General features: G+C 53.3%; 16 protein-coding genes and 1 pseudogene. 4 read left to right on the forward strand and 13 right to left on the reverse strand.

What is annotated here, in order from left to right:
* Positions 1-18 precede the first annotated feature (18 nt).
* The 4 genes from potD to potA are packed head-to-tail and all read right to left on the reverse strand — an operon-like array spanning position 19 to position 3,827.
* Positions 19-1,053 (reverse strand): spermidine/putrescine ABC transporter substrate-binding protein PotD, encoded by a 1,035-nt coding sequence (gene potD / locus ACOQH0_RS08805; RefSeq protein WP_100167025.1) that lies wholly within the window; start codon positions 1,051-1,053, stop codon positions 19-21.
* Positions 1,050-1,841, reverse strand: a complete 792-nt coding sequence (gene potC, locus ACOQH0_RS08810; RefSeq protein WP_042718888.1) for a spermidine/putrescine ABC transporter permease PotC — start codon at positions 1,839-1,841, stop codon at positions 1,050-1,052. Before potC ends, potD begins: the two co-directional genes overlap by 4 nt.
* Positions 1,838-2,695 carry a spermidine/putrescine ABC transporter permease PotB gene (gene potB / locus ACOQH0_RS08815; protein ID WP_256459767.1) on the reverse strand — a complete coding sequence of 286 codons (858 nt, stop codon included), beginning with the start codon at positions 2,693-2,695 and terminating at the stop codon, positions 1,838-1,840. The genes potC and potB overlap by 4 nt, the downstream gene beginning before the upstream one ends.
* Positions 2,679-3,827, reverse strand: a complete 1,149-nt coding sequence (gene potA, locus ACOQH0_RS08820) for a spermidine/putrescine ABC transporter ATP-binding protein PotA (protein WP_182403477.1) — start codon at positions 3,825-3,827, stop codon at positions 2,679-2,681. The genes potB and potA overlap by 17 nt, the downstream gene beginning before the upstream one ends.
* Positions 3,828-4,064: 237 nt before the next feature.
* On the opposite strand from potA, the gene pepT reads away from it, so the two are divergent.
* Positions 4,065-5,288 carry a peptidase T gene (gene pepT / locus ACOQH0_RS08825; RefSeq protein WP_010429790.1) on the forward strand — a complete coding sequence of 408 codons (1,224 nt, stop codon included), beginning with the start codon at positions 4,065-4,067 and terminating at the stop codon, positions 5,286-5,288.
* A gap of 101 nt (positions 5,289-5,389) precedes the next feature.
* A pseudogene (locus ACOQH0_RS08830) lies at positions 5,390-5,881 on the forward strand (REP-associated tyrosine transposase).
* Between the two features lie 92 nt (positions 5,882-5,973).
* Here ACOQH0_RS08830 and ACOQH0_RS08835 read toward each other — a convergent pair.
* From ACOQH0_RS08835 to rluE, 8 genes are all read right to left on the reverse strand, one after another.
* The gene (locus ACOQH0_RS08835; RefSeq protein ID WP_421512023.1) at positions 5,974-7,095 is read right to left on the reverse strand and encodes a JmjC domain-containing protein; all 1,122 of its coding nucleotides are present in this window, start codon (positions 7,093-7,095) and stop codon (positions 5,974-5,976) included.
* Between the two features lie 91 nt (positions 7,096-7,186).
* Positions 7,187-8,650: a two-component system sensor histidine kinase PhoQ gene (gene phoQ, locus ACOQH0_RS08840; RefSeq protein ID WP_211445989.1), complete on the reverse strand. Its 1,464-nt coding sequence runs from the start codon at positions 8,648-8,650 to the stop codon at positions 7,187-7,189.
* A complete protein-coding gene (phoP, locus tag ACOQH0_RS08845; protein WP_010429800.1) occupies positions 8,650-9,321 on the reverse strand; it encodes a two-component system response regulator PhoP in 672 nt (223 codons plus the stop codon). The genes phoQ and phoP overlap by 1 nt, the downstream gene beginning before the upstream one ends.
* A gap of 123 nt (positions 9,322-9,444) precedes the next feature.
* Positions 9,445-10,815: an adenylosuccinate lyase gene (gene purB, locus ACOQH0_RS08850; protein WP_120158893.1), complete on the reverse strand. Its 1,371-nt coding sequence runs from the start codon at positions 10,813-10,815 to the stop codon at positions 9,445-9,447.
* 19 nt (positions 10,816-10,834) lie between these two features.
* Positions 10,835-11,464 carry a high frequency lysogenization protein HflD gene (gene hflD / locus ACOQH0_RS08855; RefSeq protein WP_010430005.1) on the reverse strand — a complete coding sequence of 210 codons (630 nt, stop codon included), beginning with the start codon at positions 11,462-11,464 and terminating at the stop codon, positions 10,835-10,837.
* A 27-nt stretch (positions 11,465-11,491) separates the two neighbouring features.
* Positions 11,492-12,604 (reverse strand): tRNA 2-thiouridine(34) synthase MnmA, encoded by a 1,113-nt coding sequence (gene mnmA, locus ACOQH0_RS08860; protein ID WP_421512025.1) that lies wholly within the window; start codon positions 12,602-12,604, stop codon positions 11,492-11,494.
* A 40-nt stretch (positions 12,605-12,644) separates the two neighbouring features.
* Entirely contained in the window at positions 12,645-13,118 is a 474-nt protein-coding gene (locus ACOQH0_RS08865) for an NUDIX hydrolase (RefSeq protein WP_089599908.1), read from the reverse strand.
* A gap of 9 nt (positions 13,119-13,127) precedes the next feature.
* Positions 13,128-13,781 carry a 23S rRNA pseudouridine(2457) synthase RluE gene (gene rluE, locus ACOQH0_RS08870; protein ID WP_010430011.1) on the reverse strand — a complete coding sequence of 218 codons (654 nt, stop codon included), beginning with the start codon at positions 13,779-13,781 and terminating at the stop codon, positions 13,128-13,130.
* 117 nt (positions 13,782-13,898) lie between these two features.
* On the opposite strand from rluE, the gene icd reads away from it, so the two are divergent.
* Positions 13,899-15,149, forward strand: a complete 1,251-nt coding sequence (gene icd, locus ACOQH0_RS08875; RefSeq protein WP_421512026.1) for an NADP-dependent isocitrate dehydrogenase — start codon at positions 13,899-13,901, stop codon at positions 15,147-15,149.
* Between the two features lie 120 nt (positions 15,150-15,269).
* Here icd and ACOQH0_RS08880 read toward each other — a convergent pair whose 3' ends face one another.
* Positions 15,270-16,025: a glycosyltransferase family 25 protein gene (locus ACOQH0_RS08880; RefSeq protein WP_421512027.1), complete on the reverse strand. Its 756-nt coding sequence runs from the start codon at positions 16,023-16,025 to the stop codon at positions 15,270-15,272.
* 334 nt (positions 16,026-16,359) lie between these two features.
* On the opposite strand from ACOQH0_RS08880, the gene ACOQH0_RS08885 reads away from it, so the two are divergent.
* On the forward strand, positions 16,360-16,605 hold the full coding sequence (locus ACOQH0_RS08885) for a DUF2543 family protein (RefSeq protein ID WP_089599066.1): 246 nt from the start codon (positions 16,360-16,362) through the stop codon (positions 16,603-16,605).
* The last annotated feature ends 301 nt before the right edge of the window (positions 16,606-16,906 follow it).

Consider the following 16,906-nt stretch of genomic DNA (forward strand, 5'->3'; position numbering starts at 1 on the left):
CGCGTCGCCCGTCACATCTCAACGACCTGCTTTTAACTTCTGATAATACTCTTCATAAAGACGGCTCGCGTCACCCACGTCGTTCTGCCATTCGCCTTTGCTGACGGTGTCAGCATCAGGGTACAGCGATTTATCATTCGCGACTTCAGGGCTTAACAGCTTGCGTGCAGCCAGATTTGGCGTCGGGTAGCCGATGGTTTCAGCCACCTGCTTCGCCACGTCGGGGCGCAGCAGGAAGTTAATCAGCTTCAGCGCGCCGTCCACGTTTTTCGCGTTGGCCGGAATCGAAAGGCTATCCATCCAGAAGATCCCGCCTTCTTTCGGCCAGACGACCTCCAGCGGCGTACCGGCCTGGCGGGCAACATACGCGGAGCCGTTCCACACCATCCCCAGATTCACTTCGCCTTCCATATACGGGTTTGCCGGGTTATCAGAGTTGAATGCCGCCACGTTAGGCATCAGCTTTTTCAGTTCGTTATAGGCCGCTTCGATCTCTTTCGGATCGGTGGTGTTACCGGAATAGCCGAGTTTACGCAGCGCTATCTGGAACACCTCACGCGCATCGTCGGTTAACAGCAGGCTACCTTTGTATTCCGGTTTCCACAGATCGGCCCAGCCTGTAACCGTTTTCGGATCGATGGCATCGCTGTTCACGCCAATCGCTGTCGCACCCCAGATGTAAGGAATGGAGTAGTCGTTATTGGGATCGAACGGTTTGTTAAGCATCTCCGGATCGAGGTTTGAAAAATGGGTTAGCTTCGTTTTATCGATCTTCTGGATCATCCCCTCTTTGCGCATTTTGTCGACAAAGTAGGTGGAAGGCACGACCAGATCGTACGCACCATCTTTGTAGGTTTTCAGCTTGGCGTACATGGTTTCATTCGACTCATAGGTCGAGTAGATCACCTTGATGCCCGTCTCTTTGGTGAACTGTTCCAGTAGCCCTGGCGGCACATATTCGGTCCAGTTGTAGAAGTAGAGCGTTTTGCTGTCATCAGCGTGCGCGGCACCCATGCCAAGCACCAGCGCCGCAGCGGCGAGCATTTTTTTCATTTCATTGTCCCCTGAGATTTTGTTTTATCACGAGCAATAACCTGGCTGGCAATCACCAGAACCAGCGACAACACCAGCAGAATGGTCGCCAGCGCGTTCACCTCCGGTGAGACGCCGACTTTCACCATTGAATAGATCTTCAACGGCAGAATTTCATAGCTCGGCCCGGTCACGAAGGAGGAGACCACCACGTCATCCATCGACAGAGTAAAGCTGAGCAGCCATCCGGCCGCCACGGCAGGCATTGCCAGCGGCAGGATGATTTTACGCAGGATGGTCATCTCGCTGGCGCCCAGATCTTTCGCCGCCTCCAGCATACGCACGTCGAACCCTTTAAGACGCGCAAAGACGGTCACCACCACAAACGGCAGGCAGAAGGTGATATGCGAGAACAGCAGCGACCAGAAGCCAAGCTGTACGCCCAGCAGCATAAACAGCACCAGCAGCGAAATGGCCATGACGATATCCGGTGACATCATCACTACAAACAACATGCCGCTGACGAACGGTTTGCCGCGAAAGCGGTAGCGGTACAGCGCGACGGCGGTGAGGGAGCCAATCAGCGTCGCGAAGGTGGCGGAGACGATCGCCATCGTCAGCGAGTGCTGAGCGGCCTGCAGCAGGCTGTCGTTGTTCATCAGCAGGCTGTACCAGTTGGTCGTAAAACCCTGCCAGTTAATCCCGAATCGCGAGCTATTGAATGAGTTCACGATCAAAATTACGATCGGGATATAGAGCCAGGCATAAATGGCGGTCATGAAACCGCCGCGAAGCAGTCGACCGATCATTCGAGCTCCACCTTTTTATTCAGCAGGCGTGAGGCGCGCCAGTAGACCAGCAGCATCAGGCCCATCACCACCGTCAGCGTAATGCTGGTGGCCGAGCCGAACGGCCAGTCGCGGATGTTCAGAAACTGGCTCTTAATCACGTTACCAATCAGCAGGTTTTTCGCACCGCCCATCAGATCCGACACATAGAACAAGCCCATCGCCGGGAGCATCACAAGCAGACAGCCTGCAATAATACCGGGCATCGTCAGCGGAATAATGATGCGGATAAAGGTCTGCAGCTTACTGGCCCCCAGATCTCTTGCCGCTTCCAGCAGCGGTTTATCCAGCTTCTCAATGCTGGAGTAGAGCGGCATCACCATAAACGGCAACAGGATATAAACCAGGCCGACAATCACCGCGCTCGGCGTGAACATAATACGGATTGGCGTATCAATCACCCCCAGCCACAGCAGAAACTCGTTGAGATAGCCTTTAGTGCTCAGGAAGATTTTCAGCCCGTAGATGCGGATTAACGAGTTGGTCCAGAAGGGAACAATCAGTAAAAACAGCAGCAGGGGGCGTACCTTTTGCGGCAGGCCCGCGAGGAACCATGCAAAAGGATAACCCAGCGCCAGACAGGCGAGGGTGGCAATCAGCGCCATATTGAGCGAGTGCAGCAGCACGTCAAAATAGAGCGGATCGAGCAGGCGCGTGTAGTTGTCCAGCGTAAAGACCAGCGAAACGAAGTTAGCGTCGTCGCGGGTCAGGAAGCTGGTAGCAACGATCATCAGGTTGGGTAAAAAGACAAACAGCACAAGCCAACCGACGATCGTGGCGATCACCACATTCTGGAATTTACTTGTGTTCTTCATCAGCCAGCACAACCTCCCAGCTTTCTACCCAGTTGATAACCATTTTCTGGTCGAGAGAGTGGTCGAAGTCAGGGTCATCCTCGTTAAAGAACTCGCTGACCATCACCATCTTGCCGTTTTCCAGCTCAACAACGGACTCCAGCGTCATCCCTTTGTAGTTGCGCTCGCGGATATAGCCGATTAACCCTTCGGCCTCGGTATTGCCATGAATTTCCTCGACGCGCAGATCTTCCGGGCGCAGCAGCACGTTAAGCTTTTGTCCCTTTTCAACGGGGAAATTCACCGCGATAGTGCACTCACGGCCTTCAACGCTGGCGCGCACACGCTGGTCGTCCAGGCGTTCAATCACAGTGGCATCGAAGATATTGATCTCACCGATGAAGCTGGCGACAAACAGATTCTTCGGCTCTTCGTAGATTTCGCGCGGCGTGCCGTCCTGCTCGATTTTTCCGTCACGCATCACCACGATGCGGTCGGACATGGTCAGGGCTTCTTCCTGGTCGTGGGTCACAAAAACAAAGGTAATGCCCAGCTTACGCTGTAAGGCTTTCAATTCGTTCTGCATCTGCTTGCGCAGCTTGTAATCCAGCGCGGAGAGGGATTCATCCAGCAGGAGCAGACGCGGCTTGTTGACCACGGCGCGAGCGATGGCGACGCGCTGCTGCTGGCCGCCGGAAAGCTGATGGGGTTTACGCTGGGCAAACTCTTCCAGTTGCACCATCCGCAGGGCTTCGGTGACGCGCGGTGGGATCTCGGCGGCAGGTGTTTTTTGCATCCGCAGACCAAACGCGACGTTCTCAAACACGGTCATGTGCGGGAACAGGGCGTAGCTCTGAAAGACGGTATTGACGTGTCTGTCTTCTGCGGGAACCTGGGTAATATCCTGGTTCTCAAGATGGATATGGCCGTTATCAACGCTTTCAAGCCCGGCGATAAGGCGCAGTACGGTGGTTTTGCCGCAGCCAGAGGGGCCAAGCAGCGTCAGAAACTCACCGTCGTTGATGGTGAGAGTGAGGTCGGAAATAACGTCTTTACCATCAAAGTTTTTACGAATTCGTTCCAGTTGCACCAGCGGTGAACGTGAACGGGATTGTGTATTCAATTTTTGCGCTGTCCCATATAGACGCCTCAGGCAGCAGACCGAAGCGGGGTTTGTGTGTAACCACCTTGGTGACTCGTAATGAGGGCGGACATTCTACGGCAATCCCCTGCAATCGCCAATCCTTGTCACTGATTCATAAGCTACATTTATAAACACTGCATGACATAAACGAAAAAAGTTCTCGTTTGCGGGATAAAAGTGACCTGACGCAATATTTGCGTTTTGATGCTTATTGATAATGTTGTCACAAAAAGTGAGGGTGACTGCATGGATAAATTACTTGAGCGTTTTTTACAGTACGTTTCGCTGGATACCCAATCTAAACCGGGTGTTCGCCAGGTGCCGAGCACCGAAGGCCAGTGGAAGTTATTAAACCTGCTTAAAGAGCAGCTTGACGCCATGGGGTTGGTCAACGTCACGTTAAGCGAGAAAGGCACTGTGATGGGAACGCTGCCTGCCAATGTCGACGGGGATATCCCGGCGATTGGCTTTATCTCCCATGTCGACACCTCTCCGGATTTTAGCGGTAAACATGTGAACCCGCAGATTGTTGAAAACTACCGCGGCGGCGATATCGCGCTGGGTATTGGCGATGAAGTGCTCTCGCCGGTGATGTTCCCGGTATTGCATCAACTGCTGGGCCAGACGCTGATCACCACTGACGGCAAAACGCTGCTGGGGGCGGATGACAAGGCGGGCATTGCGGAGATCATGACGGCGCTGGCGGTGCTGAAAGGCAAAAATATCCCGCACGGTGATATCCGCGTGGCCTTTACGCCGGATGAAGAGGTGGGCAAGGGCGCAAAACATTTCGACGTTGAGGCCTTCAATGCGAAGTGGGCCTATACCGTTGACGGCGGCGGTGTCGGTGAACTCGAGTATGAGAACTTCAACGCTGCGTCGGTGACGATCAAGATTGTGGGGAACAACGTTCACCCAGGCTCCGCGAAAGGTGTGATGGTAAATGCGCTGTCGCTGGCGTCGCGTATTCATGCTGAGGTTCCGGCGGAAGAGAGCCCTGAAATGACGGAAGGGTATGAAGGTTTCTATCACCTGACCAGCATCAAAGGCACCGTGGACAGCGCGCAGATGCACTACATCGTTCGCGATTTCGACCGCAAGGCCTTTGAGGCGCGCAAGCGTAAGATGATGGAGATCGCCAAGAAGGTGGGGAAAGGGTTACACCCTGATTGCTATATTGAGCTGATCATAGAAGACAGCTATTACAATATGCGTGAGAAGGTGATGGAGCATCCTCATATTCTCGACATCGCTCAGCAGGCCATGCGCGACTGTGACATTGAACCGCAGCTGAAGCCGATTCGCGGTGGTACTGATGGCTCGCAATTGTCGTTTATGGGATTACCTTGCCCGAACCTGTTTACCGGCGGGTATAACTACCACGGCAAGCATGAGTTTGTGACGCTGGAAGGAATGGAAAAAGCGGTGAAGGTGATTGTGCGGATAGCTGAACTGACGGCAAAACGCTGAGAAAACGCCCGGTGGCGCTTCGCTTACCGGGCCTACGGGATCACGCTTTTGTAGGCAGGGTAAGGCGTAGCCGCCACCCGGCTTTTAGGCAAGGAACGCCAATGTCAAACTATCGTCGTCATTACGTCCCTGGCGGTACCTGGTTTTTCACCGTCAACCTGCAAAACCGCCAGAGCGATTCGCTTATACGTCATATCGACAGCCTGCGTGCTGCCACCTCTATGGTTAAACGCGCGAAGCCCTTTACCATAAACGCCTGGGTTATCCTTCCCGAACATATGCACTGTATCTGGACCTTACCGGAAGGCGACAGCGACTTTTCGGCCCGCTGGCGGGATATTAAAAAAACGTTTAGCCGCAACATCGACATGCGCCACATATGGCAGCCGCGTTTCTGGGAGCACACCATTCGCAATGAACAGGATTACCGGCGGCATGTGGATTATGTCTAAATCAATCCGCTGAAGCATGGCTACGTCAGTAAGGTTCGCGACTGGCCGTATTCAACGTTTCATCGGGACGTACGGGAAGGGTTATATCCAGAGGATTGGGCCGGAGAGATCGAGGATTTTGCGGCAGGTGAGCGCAGATAAAAACGCCCGGTGGCGCTACGCTTACCGGGCCTACGGGATCGTGCTTTTGTAGGCCGGGTAAGGCGCAGCCGCCACCCGGCAAATATCACCGATCAGTCCTCAAAAAACCAATACCCGCTGTTCACCAGCGCGGCCAGCATCGCAAGGAATGACGGGTCTTCCAGCGCGTCGCCAAACGTTTCGGCGTGCAACACCTGATGGCTGGCGATGGCTTCCAGCGCCGGACGGCGCGGAGAGTCCAGCTTTTCGCCGTTCACGAAGACATCTTCACCAATGCGCAGCACGCGTAACCCGCCGAGGCGAACCAGCTTGTCACCCTGTTGCAGGGCATCATAAATCTCATCGGCCTGATACGGTGGCTCCGGCGGCGCAACGTCCAGCTCGTGGCGTGACTGGCTGACAAACTCACCAAACCACTGTTTGAAATGTTCCGGCTCGTTGATCAAATCCAGCATCATGCCGCGAAGCTTATCAAGCTCTTCCGGCAGGATGTCAGCAGGGTGTTCACGCGATGGCACGTCCGGGTCGCTGTAGCGGTAGCTGCCCAGCTCGCGCTGCAGAACATAGTCAGCGAAGCCGCTGATCATTTCGCGACCGCTTGGCGCGCGGAACCCCACGGAGTAGTTGAGCGAGTTTTCCAGGGAGTAACCTTCGTGCGGGAATCCCGGCGGAATGTAGAGAATATCTCCCGGCTCCAGCTCTTCGTCGATGATCCCTTCAAACGGGTCAACCTGAAGCAGGTCCGGATGCGGGCAGTGCTGTTTCATCGGCACTTTGTCACCCACGCGCCAGCGACGGCGGCCGGTACCCTGAATGATAAACACGTCGTACTGATCCAGATGCGGGCCAACGCCGCCACCGGGAACGGAGAAGGAGATCATCAGATCGTCCATTCGCCAGTCGGGCAGGGCGCGGAACGGGCGCATTAAGGCGGCGGTAGGCTCATGCCAGTTGTTGACCGCCTGCACCAGTAAAGACCAGTTATTTTCGCCCAGGTGATCGTAGCTTTCGAAAGGACCGTGGCTGACCTGCCATTTTCCGTCCTGGTGGCTCACCAGGCGGCTGTCGACTTCATTTTCCATGGCCAGGCCGGCCAGCTCGTCAGGGGAGATAGGGTCGACAAAATTGCTGAACCCGCGTTTGAGAACCACCGGGCGTTTTTGCCAGTAGCGCTCGATAAACTCGGGCCAGTTAAGTGCTAAGTGATATTCCATATTTTTTTATTCCGCAGGCTCTTATTGAGTCGGATTATAACGGAAGCTCAGGAGCCTGAGTGCGAGATCCGCGCATTTTTCACATAACGGGTCAAGTATCGTTCGATGTGGGATGCTGGCGGCCAAAAATAGCCTCCATTCGCGCACCGCCCAGCAGGCTTTCACCCGTTTCAATTTTGCCATCGTACTGATCGACAATCTCCCGGGCGACGGCTAACCCCACTCCCTGACCCGGACGTAGCGTATCGGCGCGTTGACCACGATCAAACACCACTTCACGTTTATTGCGGGGAATGCCGGGCCCGTCGTCTTCAACGATGATGTGCAGCTCGTTATCCGTCTGACGTGCGGACACTTCCACAAATTCCAGACAATATTTACAGGCGTTATCGAGCAGGTTACCCATCACTTCCATGAAATCATTTTTCTCGCCCACGAAGCTGATTTCCGGCGAGATATCGAGGCTGATGTTCACCCCTTTACGCTGATACACCTTGTTCAGCGCGGAAGTGAGGTTGTCCAGTAAAGGCGCCACCGGATGCAGCTCGCGGCTCAATAACGCACTTCCTGAACGCATGCTGGCGCGATGGAGATAATAGCCAATTTGCTGCGAGATGCGACTGATCTGCTCAAGCATCACAGGCTCTGCATCATCAACGCTGAGCGTTGAGCTACGCATGGAACGCAGCGTGCTCTGCATGACCGCCAGCGGCGTCTTAAGGCTGTGCGTCAGGTCGGTGAGCGTGGTGCGGTATTTATCATAGCGTTCGCGCTCGCTTTTCAGCAGGCGGTTAAGATTACGCACCAGGCTGGTGAGTTCGCGCGTGGTTTCCGGGTTGAGCTTTTCACGATGATGTTCTTCCAGCTCGCGAACCTCTTTGGCCAGTGATTCTATCGGACGCAAACTCCACCATGCTGCGACCCAGAGCAGAGGGATAACCAGCAGTAGATTGGCGGCCAGAACATACACGAACCAACTCCAGACCATGTAAGAACGTTTAAGCTCAACCGGAATGGTGTCGATCACCACGATCGTCAGTTGCGGCATGTTCATGGTAGCGGGATAGAGATTAATGGCGACGGAGTGGGTCATCTCCGTGTCGTCGTCATCCTCGCGTATCTCATTCAGCTTTTGCTGAAGGGCGCGATCGTCATGCAGCAATGCGCTGGTTGAATTGAGATCGGCCTCAATCTCATGAAAACCATTCGTCCTGAGCCATTCCGGGCGAATGCGTTTTTTTAACCAGGGGACGTCGCGCTGAGCCCACAGCAGTTTGCCTTTTTCATCATAAATTAACGCCAGCGTTGGGCTTTGCTGATTGAGGTGCTCAGGCATATCCACGGTAATGTGGTTATCTTCCCACTTCGCCAGGGTATAAAACAGGTTACTTTCGCCGCGTAACAGACGGAAGGTTGTTTTATCGAAGCTCACGCTATACCCGACCAGCGCCACTATCCCATAGGAAAGAGAAAGCACCAGCACCACGGCAGCGGTTGCCAGCAGAAAGCGAACCCGCAGCGAAAGGGGCAGAAAGTGTCGTGAAATCCCTTTCATTAGCGTAATTCGAACAGGTAACCCTGACCACGGACCGTGGTGATCACGTCCTGCGGGTATTGCGCCTGAATTTTTTTGCGCAAACGTCCCATCAGCACGTCAATGGTGTGGCTCTCCCGTAGCTCGGCATCCGGGTAAAGCTGGAGCATTAAGGAATCCTTGCTCACCACTTTGCCGTTATTACGGATAAGCGTCTCCATGATGGTGTACTCGAATGCCGTCAGCTTGACCACTTCATTGTTGATGGAAAATTCGCGGCGGGAAAGATCAACCTGGAATGGCGGAAGGGAGATAACCTGCGAAGCATGACCGCTGTTGCGACGTAACAGCGCCTGCATGCGCGCAGCGACTTCTTCGATATGAAACGGCTTCGTCACGTAGTCGTCCGCACCCGCGCTGAGCACTTCCACTTTATCCTGCCAGCCTTCACGGGCGGTCAGGACCAGCACCGGCAGAGAGACGTCATGGCTGCGCCAGCGACGGATCAGCGAGAGACCGTCTTCATCCGGCAAGCCTAAATCGACAATGGCGATATCCGGCAGGTGTTCATTGAGATAATAATCGGCTTCTTTTGCATCTTCAGCATCGTCCACCTGATGTCCCATCTCCTGAAGCTGAACTTTCAGGTGATGACGTAGCAATGCGTTATCCTCAACAACCAGTACGCGCATCATCTCTTCTCCCTAAATAATTGGTATGAATAGTTTAACGCTGATTATGTTGTTGTGGTGATAAACATTGACTAAACCGGGGAAAAGCATCCCCCTTTTCGGGCGAAAAGGGGGAGAGGAGAGTTACTTCAGCTCGTCAACCATAGTGACGGCGCGACCAATGTAGTTCGCCGGGGTCATCGCCTTGAGACGCGTTTTCTCGTCCTCCGGCAGTTCCAGACCGTCGATAAACTGCTTCATGCCTTCAGCGTCCACGCGTTTGCCACGGGTCAGCTCTTTCAACTTTTCGTACGGTTTTTCAATGCCGTAGCGGCGCATCACGGTCTGGATTGGCTCCGCCAGCACTTCCCAGTTGTGATCCAGTTCGTCCAGCAGACGATCGCGGTTCACTTCCAGTTTGCTCACGCCTTTCAGGGTGGACTGATAGGCGATCAGCGCGTAGCCAATGCCTACGCCGAGGTTACGCAGTACGGTGGAGTCAGTCAGGTCACGCTGCCAGCGGGAAACCGGCAGTTTGCTCGCCATATGCTGCAGCATGGCGTTCGCCAGGCCCAGGTTGCCTTCGGAGTTTTCGAAGTCAATCGGGTTCACTTTGTGCGGCATGGTGGACGAACCGATTTCACCGGCGATGGTTTTCTGTTTGAAGTGGTTCAGCGCGATGTAGCCCCACACGTCACGATCGAAGTCGATCAGGATGGTGTTGAAGCGGGCGATGCAGTCAAACAGTTCCGCGATGTAGTCGTGCGGCTCGATCTGGGTGGTGTATGGGTTCCACTGAATGCCCAGAGAGGTCACGAACTCTTCGCTGAACTGGTGCCAGTCCACTTCCGGATAGGCGGCGATGTGGGCGTTATAGTTGCCAACGGCACCGTTGATTTTGCCGAGGATCTCAACCTGTTCCAGCTGACGATACTGACGCTCCATACGGTATGCCACGTTCGCCATCTCTTTACCCATGGTAGATGGGGTAGCTGGCTGGCCGTGGGTACGGGAAAGCAGCGGAATGTCGCGATATTCCACAGATAGCGCTTTCACCGCGTCGATGATTTTACGCCAGTATGGCAGCACGACTTCTTTGCGCGCGGTGGAGAGCATCAGCGCGTGAGACAGGTTATTGATGTCTTCAGAGGTACAGGCAAAGTGAATGAATTCAGACACGGCGTGCAGGGCAGGAACGCTTTCCACTTTCTCTTTCAGGAAATACTCAACCGCCTTCACATCGTGGTTGGTGGTACGTTCAATGGTCTTAATGCGCGCAGCATCTTCTTCATTGAAGTCAGCAACGATTTTATCAAGGTAATCGTTTGCCTTTTCGTCAAAAGCAGGAACTTCCTTGATTGCTGCCTGGGCGGCCAGCTTCTGCAGCCAGCGCACTTCAACCTGAACACGGAACTTCAGCAAACCATATTCGCTGAAGATCCCGCGCAGCGCGCTGACTTTATCGCCGTAGCGTCCATCGACAGGGGATACGGCGGTCAGTGAGGATAATTCCATAATTCGCAACTCCGGGAGGTTAACAATGAGCAAGAATTTGTTTTGCCTGAGTGGTCAGGCGATTACGAGAAAACATTAACTGCAGGCGGCCGCCGCCGACCTGATGCCACAGCACGGCGGCGCGGATGCCTGCCAGCAGCGAGGCGCGAACCTTCGCCTGAACCTGTGGGCTTTGCAGTACCGCAGGAGAGCCGGTGACCTGAATGCGCGGGCCTAGCGGGCTGATGACGTCGACATAAATCCCCGCCATCGCGCTCAACAACGTTTCCGACTGCAGGTCAAAATGATCGAGCTGACGCTGCAGCCCGGCAATGCGATCGCCCAGCGTATTCATTGCGCCTTTTGCGGCGTTCAGCTTACGTTCCAGTACCATCAGGCTTAACGTGTAGCGGGTTAATTCCGCGTTTAACCCCTGACGGTTGCTGGCATTGAGCACGCCGAGCAGGGTTTCAAGACCGAGACGAAGATTGGCTTCACTGCCGCCGAAAACACCCAGCGTAGAGCCCGGGTTGAGATCGATAACGCTGTTAAGTGAAACGTGCAGGGCATCGGCGTCGCAGTGACCCTGATGCGCCAGCTGTTGCACCAGACGGGCTGACTGGCAAATTCCCGCCAGCGCCAGGGTGATGTCATAGTAGTTCTTCGCCACACGGTCTCCTTTATGTGTGCAATCGTATTAAACAGCAGGCAGCGGCAGGCGCTGTTCAATGATCCCGCCGCCCAGGCAGATCTCACCGCTGTAGAAGACAGCGGACTGACCCGGGGTGACGGCTGAGACCGGCTCGTCGAAACGCACGTCAATGCGATCGTCATCAAGCGCGGTAATGGTGCAGGGAATGTCGGTCTGACGGTAGCGTGTTTTCACCGTGCAGCGGAGCGTGCCTTTCAGCGGCTCGCGATCGACCCAGTGCAGCTGCTGCGCGATAAGCCCAACGGACATAAGACGCGGATGATCGTGGCCCTGGGCGACAACCAGAATGTTGTTTTCAACATCTTTGTCGACGACGTACCACGGATCTTCACTACCTTCTTTGGTCCCGCCGATACCCAGACCTTTACGCTGGCCGAGCGTGTGGTACATCAGACCCTGATGCTGGCCAATCTCTTCACCGTCGACGGTGACAATTTTACCCGGCTGTGCAGGCAGGTAACGTCCCAGGAAATCGCGGAATTTGCGCTCGCCGATGAAGCAGATGCCGGTGGAGTCTTTTTTCCTGGCGGTGATAAGATCCAGCTCTTCGGCGATTTTACGCACTTCCGGTTTTTCCAGTTCGCCGACCGGGAAAAGGCTCTGGGCAATCTGTTCGTGGCTCAGCGTGTAAAGGAAGTAGCTCTGATCTTTATTGCCGTCCAGACCGCGCAGGAGCTGGCTTTTGCCATTCACATCTGCGCGACGCACGTAGTGACCGGTCGCAATGTAGTCTGCGCCCAAATCTTCTGCGGCGAATTCCAGGAATGCTTTGAATTTGATCTCTTTGTTGCAGAGAATATCGGGGTTCGGCGTGCGGCCCGCTTTGTACTCTTCCAGGAACAGTTCGAAGACGTTGTCCCAGTATTCCGCCGCAAAGTTTACGGTGTGCAGTTCAATGCCAAGCTTGTCGCACACGGCCTGCGCATCGGCGAGATCCGCAGCGGCAGTGCAATATTCCTCACCATCATCTTCCTCCCAGTTCTTCATGAACAGGCCCTCCACCTTATAGCCCTGTTGCTGTAACAGGTAGGCGGAAACGGAGGAATCGACACCGCCGGACATGCCGACGATCACTTTTTTCTGGCTATTATCTGACATGGAATACTCACGACATTGAACTTCAAGGCGGCGTATTCTATCACGCCCCCCCACCGTTGACACCCTCTGTAAACGGCCAGTTAAATTCTCCGATGACATCCAGCGGCAGGCGAACCGCAGACTGCCAGCAGCGGATGCTTTCCGCAACCAGCGGCGAGCGCAGGTTTGGCGCGTTCAGGATCTCGTCGGCGGTCACCCACAAGCAGCGATCGATATCGTCATCGTGCGGTTCAGTGGCGCACGTTTCGCTAAGCTCAACGGTGAATAAAAAACGCAGGAAGGGGGTGCTATCGGGCGCGATCCACTGGTGCATGCGGATGAAATGCTGAGGCTCAGCGTGAATGCCGGTCTCTTCCCACAGCTCGCGCTTCGCTGCCTGGAGTAGGGTTTCATTGGCTTCAAGATGCCCGGCAGGCTGGTTCCACAGCGCTTTGCCGTTGATGCTCTCTTCAACAACAAGGAATTTGCCCTGGGCGTGAACCACACAGGCGACCGTAACATGAGGTTTGAACATCGTTTCTCCTTAAGGGACAGCGTCCCGCCATTCGCCGTTCGCCAGTGAATCCAGCGTGTAGCTGCCCATGGCGTAGCGAATCAGACGCAGGGTAGGGAAGCCAACGTGTGCCGTCATCCGACGAACCTGACGGTTGCGGCCTTCGTAAAGGGTGATTTTAAGCCAGCTTGTCGGAATGGATTTACGTTCACGAATCGGCGGGTTGCGCGGCCATAGCCATTCCGGCTCATTCACGCGCTCAATACCCGCGGGCAGGGTGGGACCGTCATTTAACGTCACGCCGCTGCGCAACGTCGCCAGCGTCGCGTCATCCGGTTCGCCTTCAACCTGCACAAAGTAAATTTTCCCGGTACGTTTACCCGGTTGCGTGAGCTTCGCCTGCAAGGCGCCGTCGTTGGTTAAGACCAGTAGCCCTTCGCTGTCGCGGTCCAGTCGTCCGGCGGCGTAGACGCCCTGCACGGGGATGTAGTCCTTCAGCGTGCTGCGCCCGGCCTCGTCGGTGAACTGCGGCAAAACATCGTAGGGTTTATTGAACAGAATCACCCGCGTCGGCTGGGTTTCTTGCGGTCTTCTGGTGGCTTGTCGCGAGCTGAATCGCTCAACCCGGTGTTTTGTAAAAGAAGTTTTCTTCATGGTATTTTCAGGCGTTATCAATTGCCGCATTATAGCCTAATAACGAAGACCTTTCATGGCGTCGGACATTCAGGTACTATCGAAGGGCTCATTACAATTTATTAACATAAGATCAGTAACAACCAGAAGCGCTCGAAGGAGAGGTTAATGGAAAGCAAAGTAGTTATTCCGGCGGAAGGTAAAAAGATCACCCTGCAAAACGGCAAGATTAACGTTCCTCACAATCCGATTATCCCGTTCATTGAAGGCGACGGTATCGGTGTAGACGTTACCCCGGCAATGCTGAAAGTGGTTGATGCCGCTGTTGAGAAAGCCTACAAAGGCGAGCGTAAAATTTCCTGGATGGAAATTTACACCGGTGAGAAATCGACTCAAGTTTATGGCCAGGACGTCTGGCTGCCAGCAGAAACGCTGGACCTGATCCGCGACTACCGCGTTGCAATTAAAGGCCCTCTGACGACGCCAGTTGGCGGCGGTATCCGCTCCCTGAACGTGGCACTGCGTCAGGAGCTGGACCTGTACGTGTGTCTGCGTCCGGTTCGTTACTATCAGGGCACCCCAAGCCCGGTTAAGCACCCTGAACTGACCGACATGGTTATCTTCCGCGAAAACTCAGAAGACATCTACGCGGGTATCGAATGGAAAGCTGACTCTGCTGACGCAGAAAAAGTGATTAAATTCCTGCGCGAAGAGATGGGCGTGAAGAAAATTCGCTTCCCTGAGCATTGCGGTATTGGCATCAAGCCGTGCTCTGAAGACGGTACCAAGCGTCTGGTGCGTGCGGCCATCGAATACGCGATCACCAACGACCGTGACTCTGTGACCCTGGTTCACAAAGGCAACATCATGAAGTTCACCGAAGGCGCGTTCAAAGACTGGGGCTACCAGTTGGCGACCGAAGAGTTCGGCGGTGAGCTGATCGACGGCGGCCCGTGGCAGAAGATCAAGAACCCGAACACCGGCAAAGAGATCATCATTAAAGATGTGATCGCCGATGCGTTCCTGCAGCAGATCCTGCTGCGTCCTGCTGAATACGACGTGATCGCCTGTATGAACCTGAACGGTGACTACATCTCTGACGCCCTGGCAGCGCAGGTTGGTGGTATCGGTATCGCCCCTGGCGCGAACATCGGCGACGAGTGCGCCCTGTTTGAAGCGACCCACGGTACTGCGCCTAAATACGCAGGCCAGGACAAAGTGAACCCAGGCTCTATCATTCTGTCCGCAGAAATGATGCTGCGTCATATGGAATGGTTCGAAGCCGCAGACCTGATCGTTAAAGGTATGGAAGGCGCAATTAACGCGAAAACCGTAACTTACGATTTCGAACGTCTGATGGAAGGCGCTAAGCTGCTGAAATGTTCAGAGTTTGGCGACGCGATTATCGCGAATATGTAATCTACTCGCTGGATTAAATATCAACGGGAGCCCAAGGGCTCCCGTTTTTTTTAACCCGATAAGAGTTATAATCACGCTTGTTGTTGAAAATATAAAACCGAGTCAACTTAACCTGAAAATTTAGCCTTTCCCTTGATTAATTACTTTACTGAAAAGGGGAAGTATCGCTCCTCTGAATTTGTGCTTGATTTTAGTCTTAAAGGTTCTGCCTGCCATGAGCTCATTCCATATTTTCTTCTTTTTTATATGGATTTCGTGCGCATCCTGGGGAACATTAATCGTAGAGTTCTTGGCTTCATCAGAAAGATGCACAGGGTGAGGTACAACAGAATATACCTCAACCAATGACATATCTTCAAACAGCCCCCATTTATCAGACACAATCCAGACAGGGTAAAGTCCTTTTAGTAACGATCTTGCGGCTTCACTGTTTATGATATAACTATGTGCCGTCGTGGCAAGTAAGGTTTTATGTAAAGAATAATTGCCAGAAATAGCTTTTAATGGTTTTTTAAAATACTTGTTTGTGCGGCTTAGCAAGATAACCGAAGGACGCTCTGAAGGAACGGTGATGTTTTGGAGTACGTTTTGAAAATCTTCGGTCAAAACAACGTCATCTTCTAGGATCAAAGCATTATTGATATTTTCATCAATTATTTTTTTGTAGATTTGCTGATGGCTTAGTGCGCAGCCGATCTCACCGGGAAGAAAAGCGTAATTTACTTGAGCGGTGACACTTTGCCTCTCTTTCTCTGACAACTCTCTGCCATCTACGGCCTCTACAAACTCAGCAGAAAGCCCCAGAGCAACAAGCTGGGCCTCAATTTTCTGCCTTCTTTCTACGGACTGTTTAAGATTTACAATAAAAATCTTCATAAAAAACCTATTATTAAAAGCCTTTTTGTGGTCACGAGTCGAACTCTGTAGCTGAGCAGCAAAAAAGATGCATGGCATGAATATGTCTGTCTATCAAGCTCAACCCGTAACTACATCCCACTGCGGTATTATGCTTGTCGCTGTTACTGCTGCAATAGCAATCTTCATTCTTAAGCGAGAAATGTATCTATGGATGGCTAAAACGGGTCGAAAGGGCTTTAATCGCCTGTTGAAGCAATCAATCAACTGACTGAGCCTTCCCTGGGCTTTTGTCGACGAGCGTCGTCAGATATAATCGTGATATTGCCCTTTAATTGTCAGACTTGAGACAGGTATGAACAACGATATCCCACTTAAATTTTATGACATCGTCGATGAGTACTCGACGGAAGCTGCTGAAATGGTGAGCGAAGCAGAGCGAGATCAGCTGGCACACTATTTCCAATTGTTGATCACCCGTTTGTCGAATAATGAAGAGATCAGCGAGGAAGCCCAGCAAGAGATGGCCAGCACAGCAGGGATCCGCACGATGCGGGTTGATGACGTTGCGAATTTCCTGAATCAGTGGGGCAACGAGTAACACGTTGATGGCATAGGGCGTCGGGTCAACGTGTAGACATCCCAGCTCACCGTCCTTCAGTAATTTGAGTTATACTCTATCCGATTGAGTGAATCAGGATAACGTTTGGCAATCAGCTATATTTTGTTTCACTTTCTTCCCCTTCAAAAACGTGCTCGCAGAAATCAGGTTGAGACAAATTACGCAACCAACCAATACTGATGGTTTCATTTGCATAGCTTAAGTACAATTTATTTTCCTCTTATACTGACCTTTGCTACAGTGACAAGAGTTGTCAGCCAGGGATATCAGGCGTGATAAG

Source organism: Enterobacter sp. JS8-1 (assembly GCF_049187015.1).
Taxonomy (GTDB): domain Bacteria; phylum Pseudomonadota; class Gammaproteobacteria; order Enterobacterales; family Enterobacteriaceae; genus Enterobacter; species Enterobacter mori.

Bases quoted from the DNA above. Each gene is read 5' to 3' on its own strand.
- potD (WP_100167025.1), bottom strand. From the start codon at position 1,053: ATGAAAAAAATGCTCGCCGCTGCGGCGCTGGTGCTTGGCATGGGTGCC.
- potC (WP_042718888.1), bottom strand. From the start codon at position 1,841: ATGATCGGTCGACTGCTTCGCGGCGGTTTCATGACCGCCATTTATGCC.
- potB (WP_256459767.1), bottom strand. From the start codon at position 2,695: ATGAAGAACACAAGTAAATTCCAGAATGTGGTGATCGCCACGATCGTC.
- pepT (WP_010429790.1), top strand. From the start codon at position 4,065: ATGGATAAATTACTTGAGCGTTTTTTACAGTACGTTTCGCTGGATACC.
- ACOQH0_RS08835 (WP_421512023.1), bottom strand. From the start codon at position 7,095: ATGGAATATCACTTAGCACTTAACTGGCCCGAGTTTATCGAGCGCTAC.
- phoQ (WP_211445989.1), bottom strand. From the start codon at position 8,650: ATGAAAGGGATTTCACGACACTTTCTGCCCCTTTCGCTGCGGGTTCGC.
- phoP (WP_010429800.1), bottom strand. From the start codon at position 9,321: ATGCGCGTACTGGTTGTTGAGGATAACGCATTGCTACGTCATCACCTG.
- purB (WP_120158893.1), bottom strand. From the start codon at position 10,815: ATGGAATTATCCTCACTGACCGCCGTATCCCCTGTCGATGGACGCTAC.
- mnmA (WP_421512025.1), bottom strand. From the start codon at position 12,604: ATGTCAGATAATAGCCAGAAAAAAGTGATCGTCGGCATGTCCGGCGGT.
- ACOQH0_RS08865 (WP_089599908.1), bottom strand. From the start codon at position 13,118: ATGTTCAAACCTCATGTTACGGTCGCCTGTGTGGTTCACGCCCAGGGC.
- rluE (WP_010430011.1), bottom strand. From the start codon at position 13,781: ATGCGGCAATTGATAACGCCTGAAAATACCATGAAGAAAACTTCTTTT.
- icd (WP_421512026.1), top strand. From the start codon at position 13,899: ATGGAAAGCAAAGTAGTTATTCCGGCGGAAGGTAAAAAGATCACCCTG.
- ACOQH0_RS08880 (WP_421512027.1), bottom strand. From the start codon at position 16,025: ATGAAGATTTTTATTGTAAATCTTAAACAGTCCGTAGAAAGAAGGCAG.
- ACOQH0_RS08885 (WP_089599066.1), top strand. From the start codon at position 16,360: ATGAACAACGATATCCCACTTAAATTTTATGACATCGTCGATGAGTAC.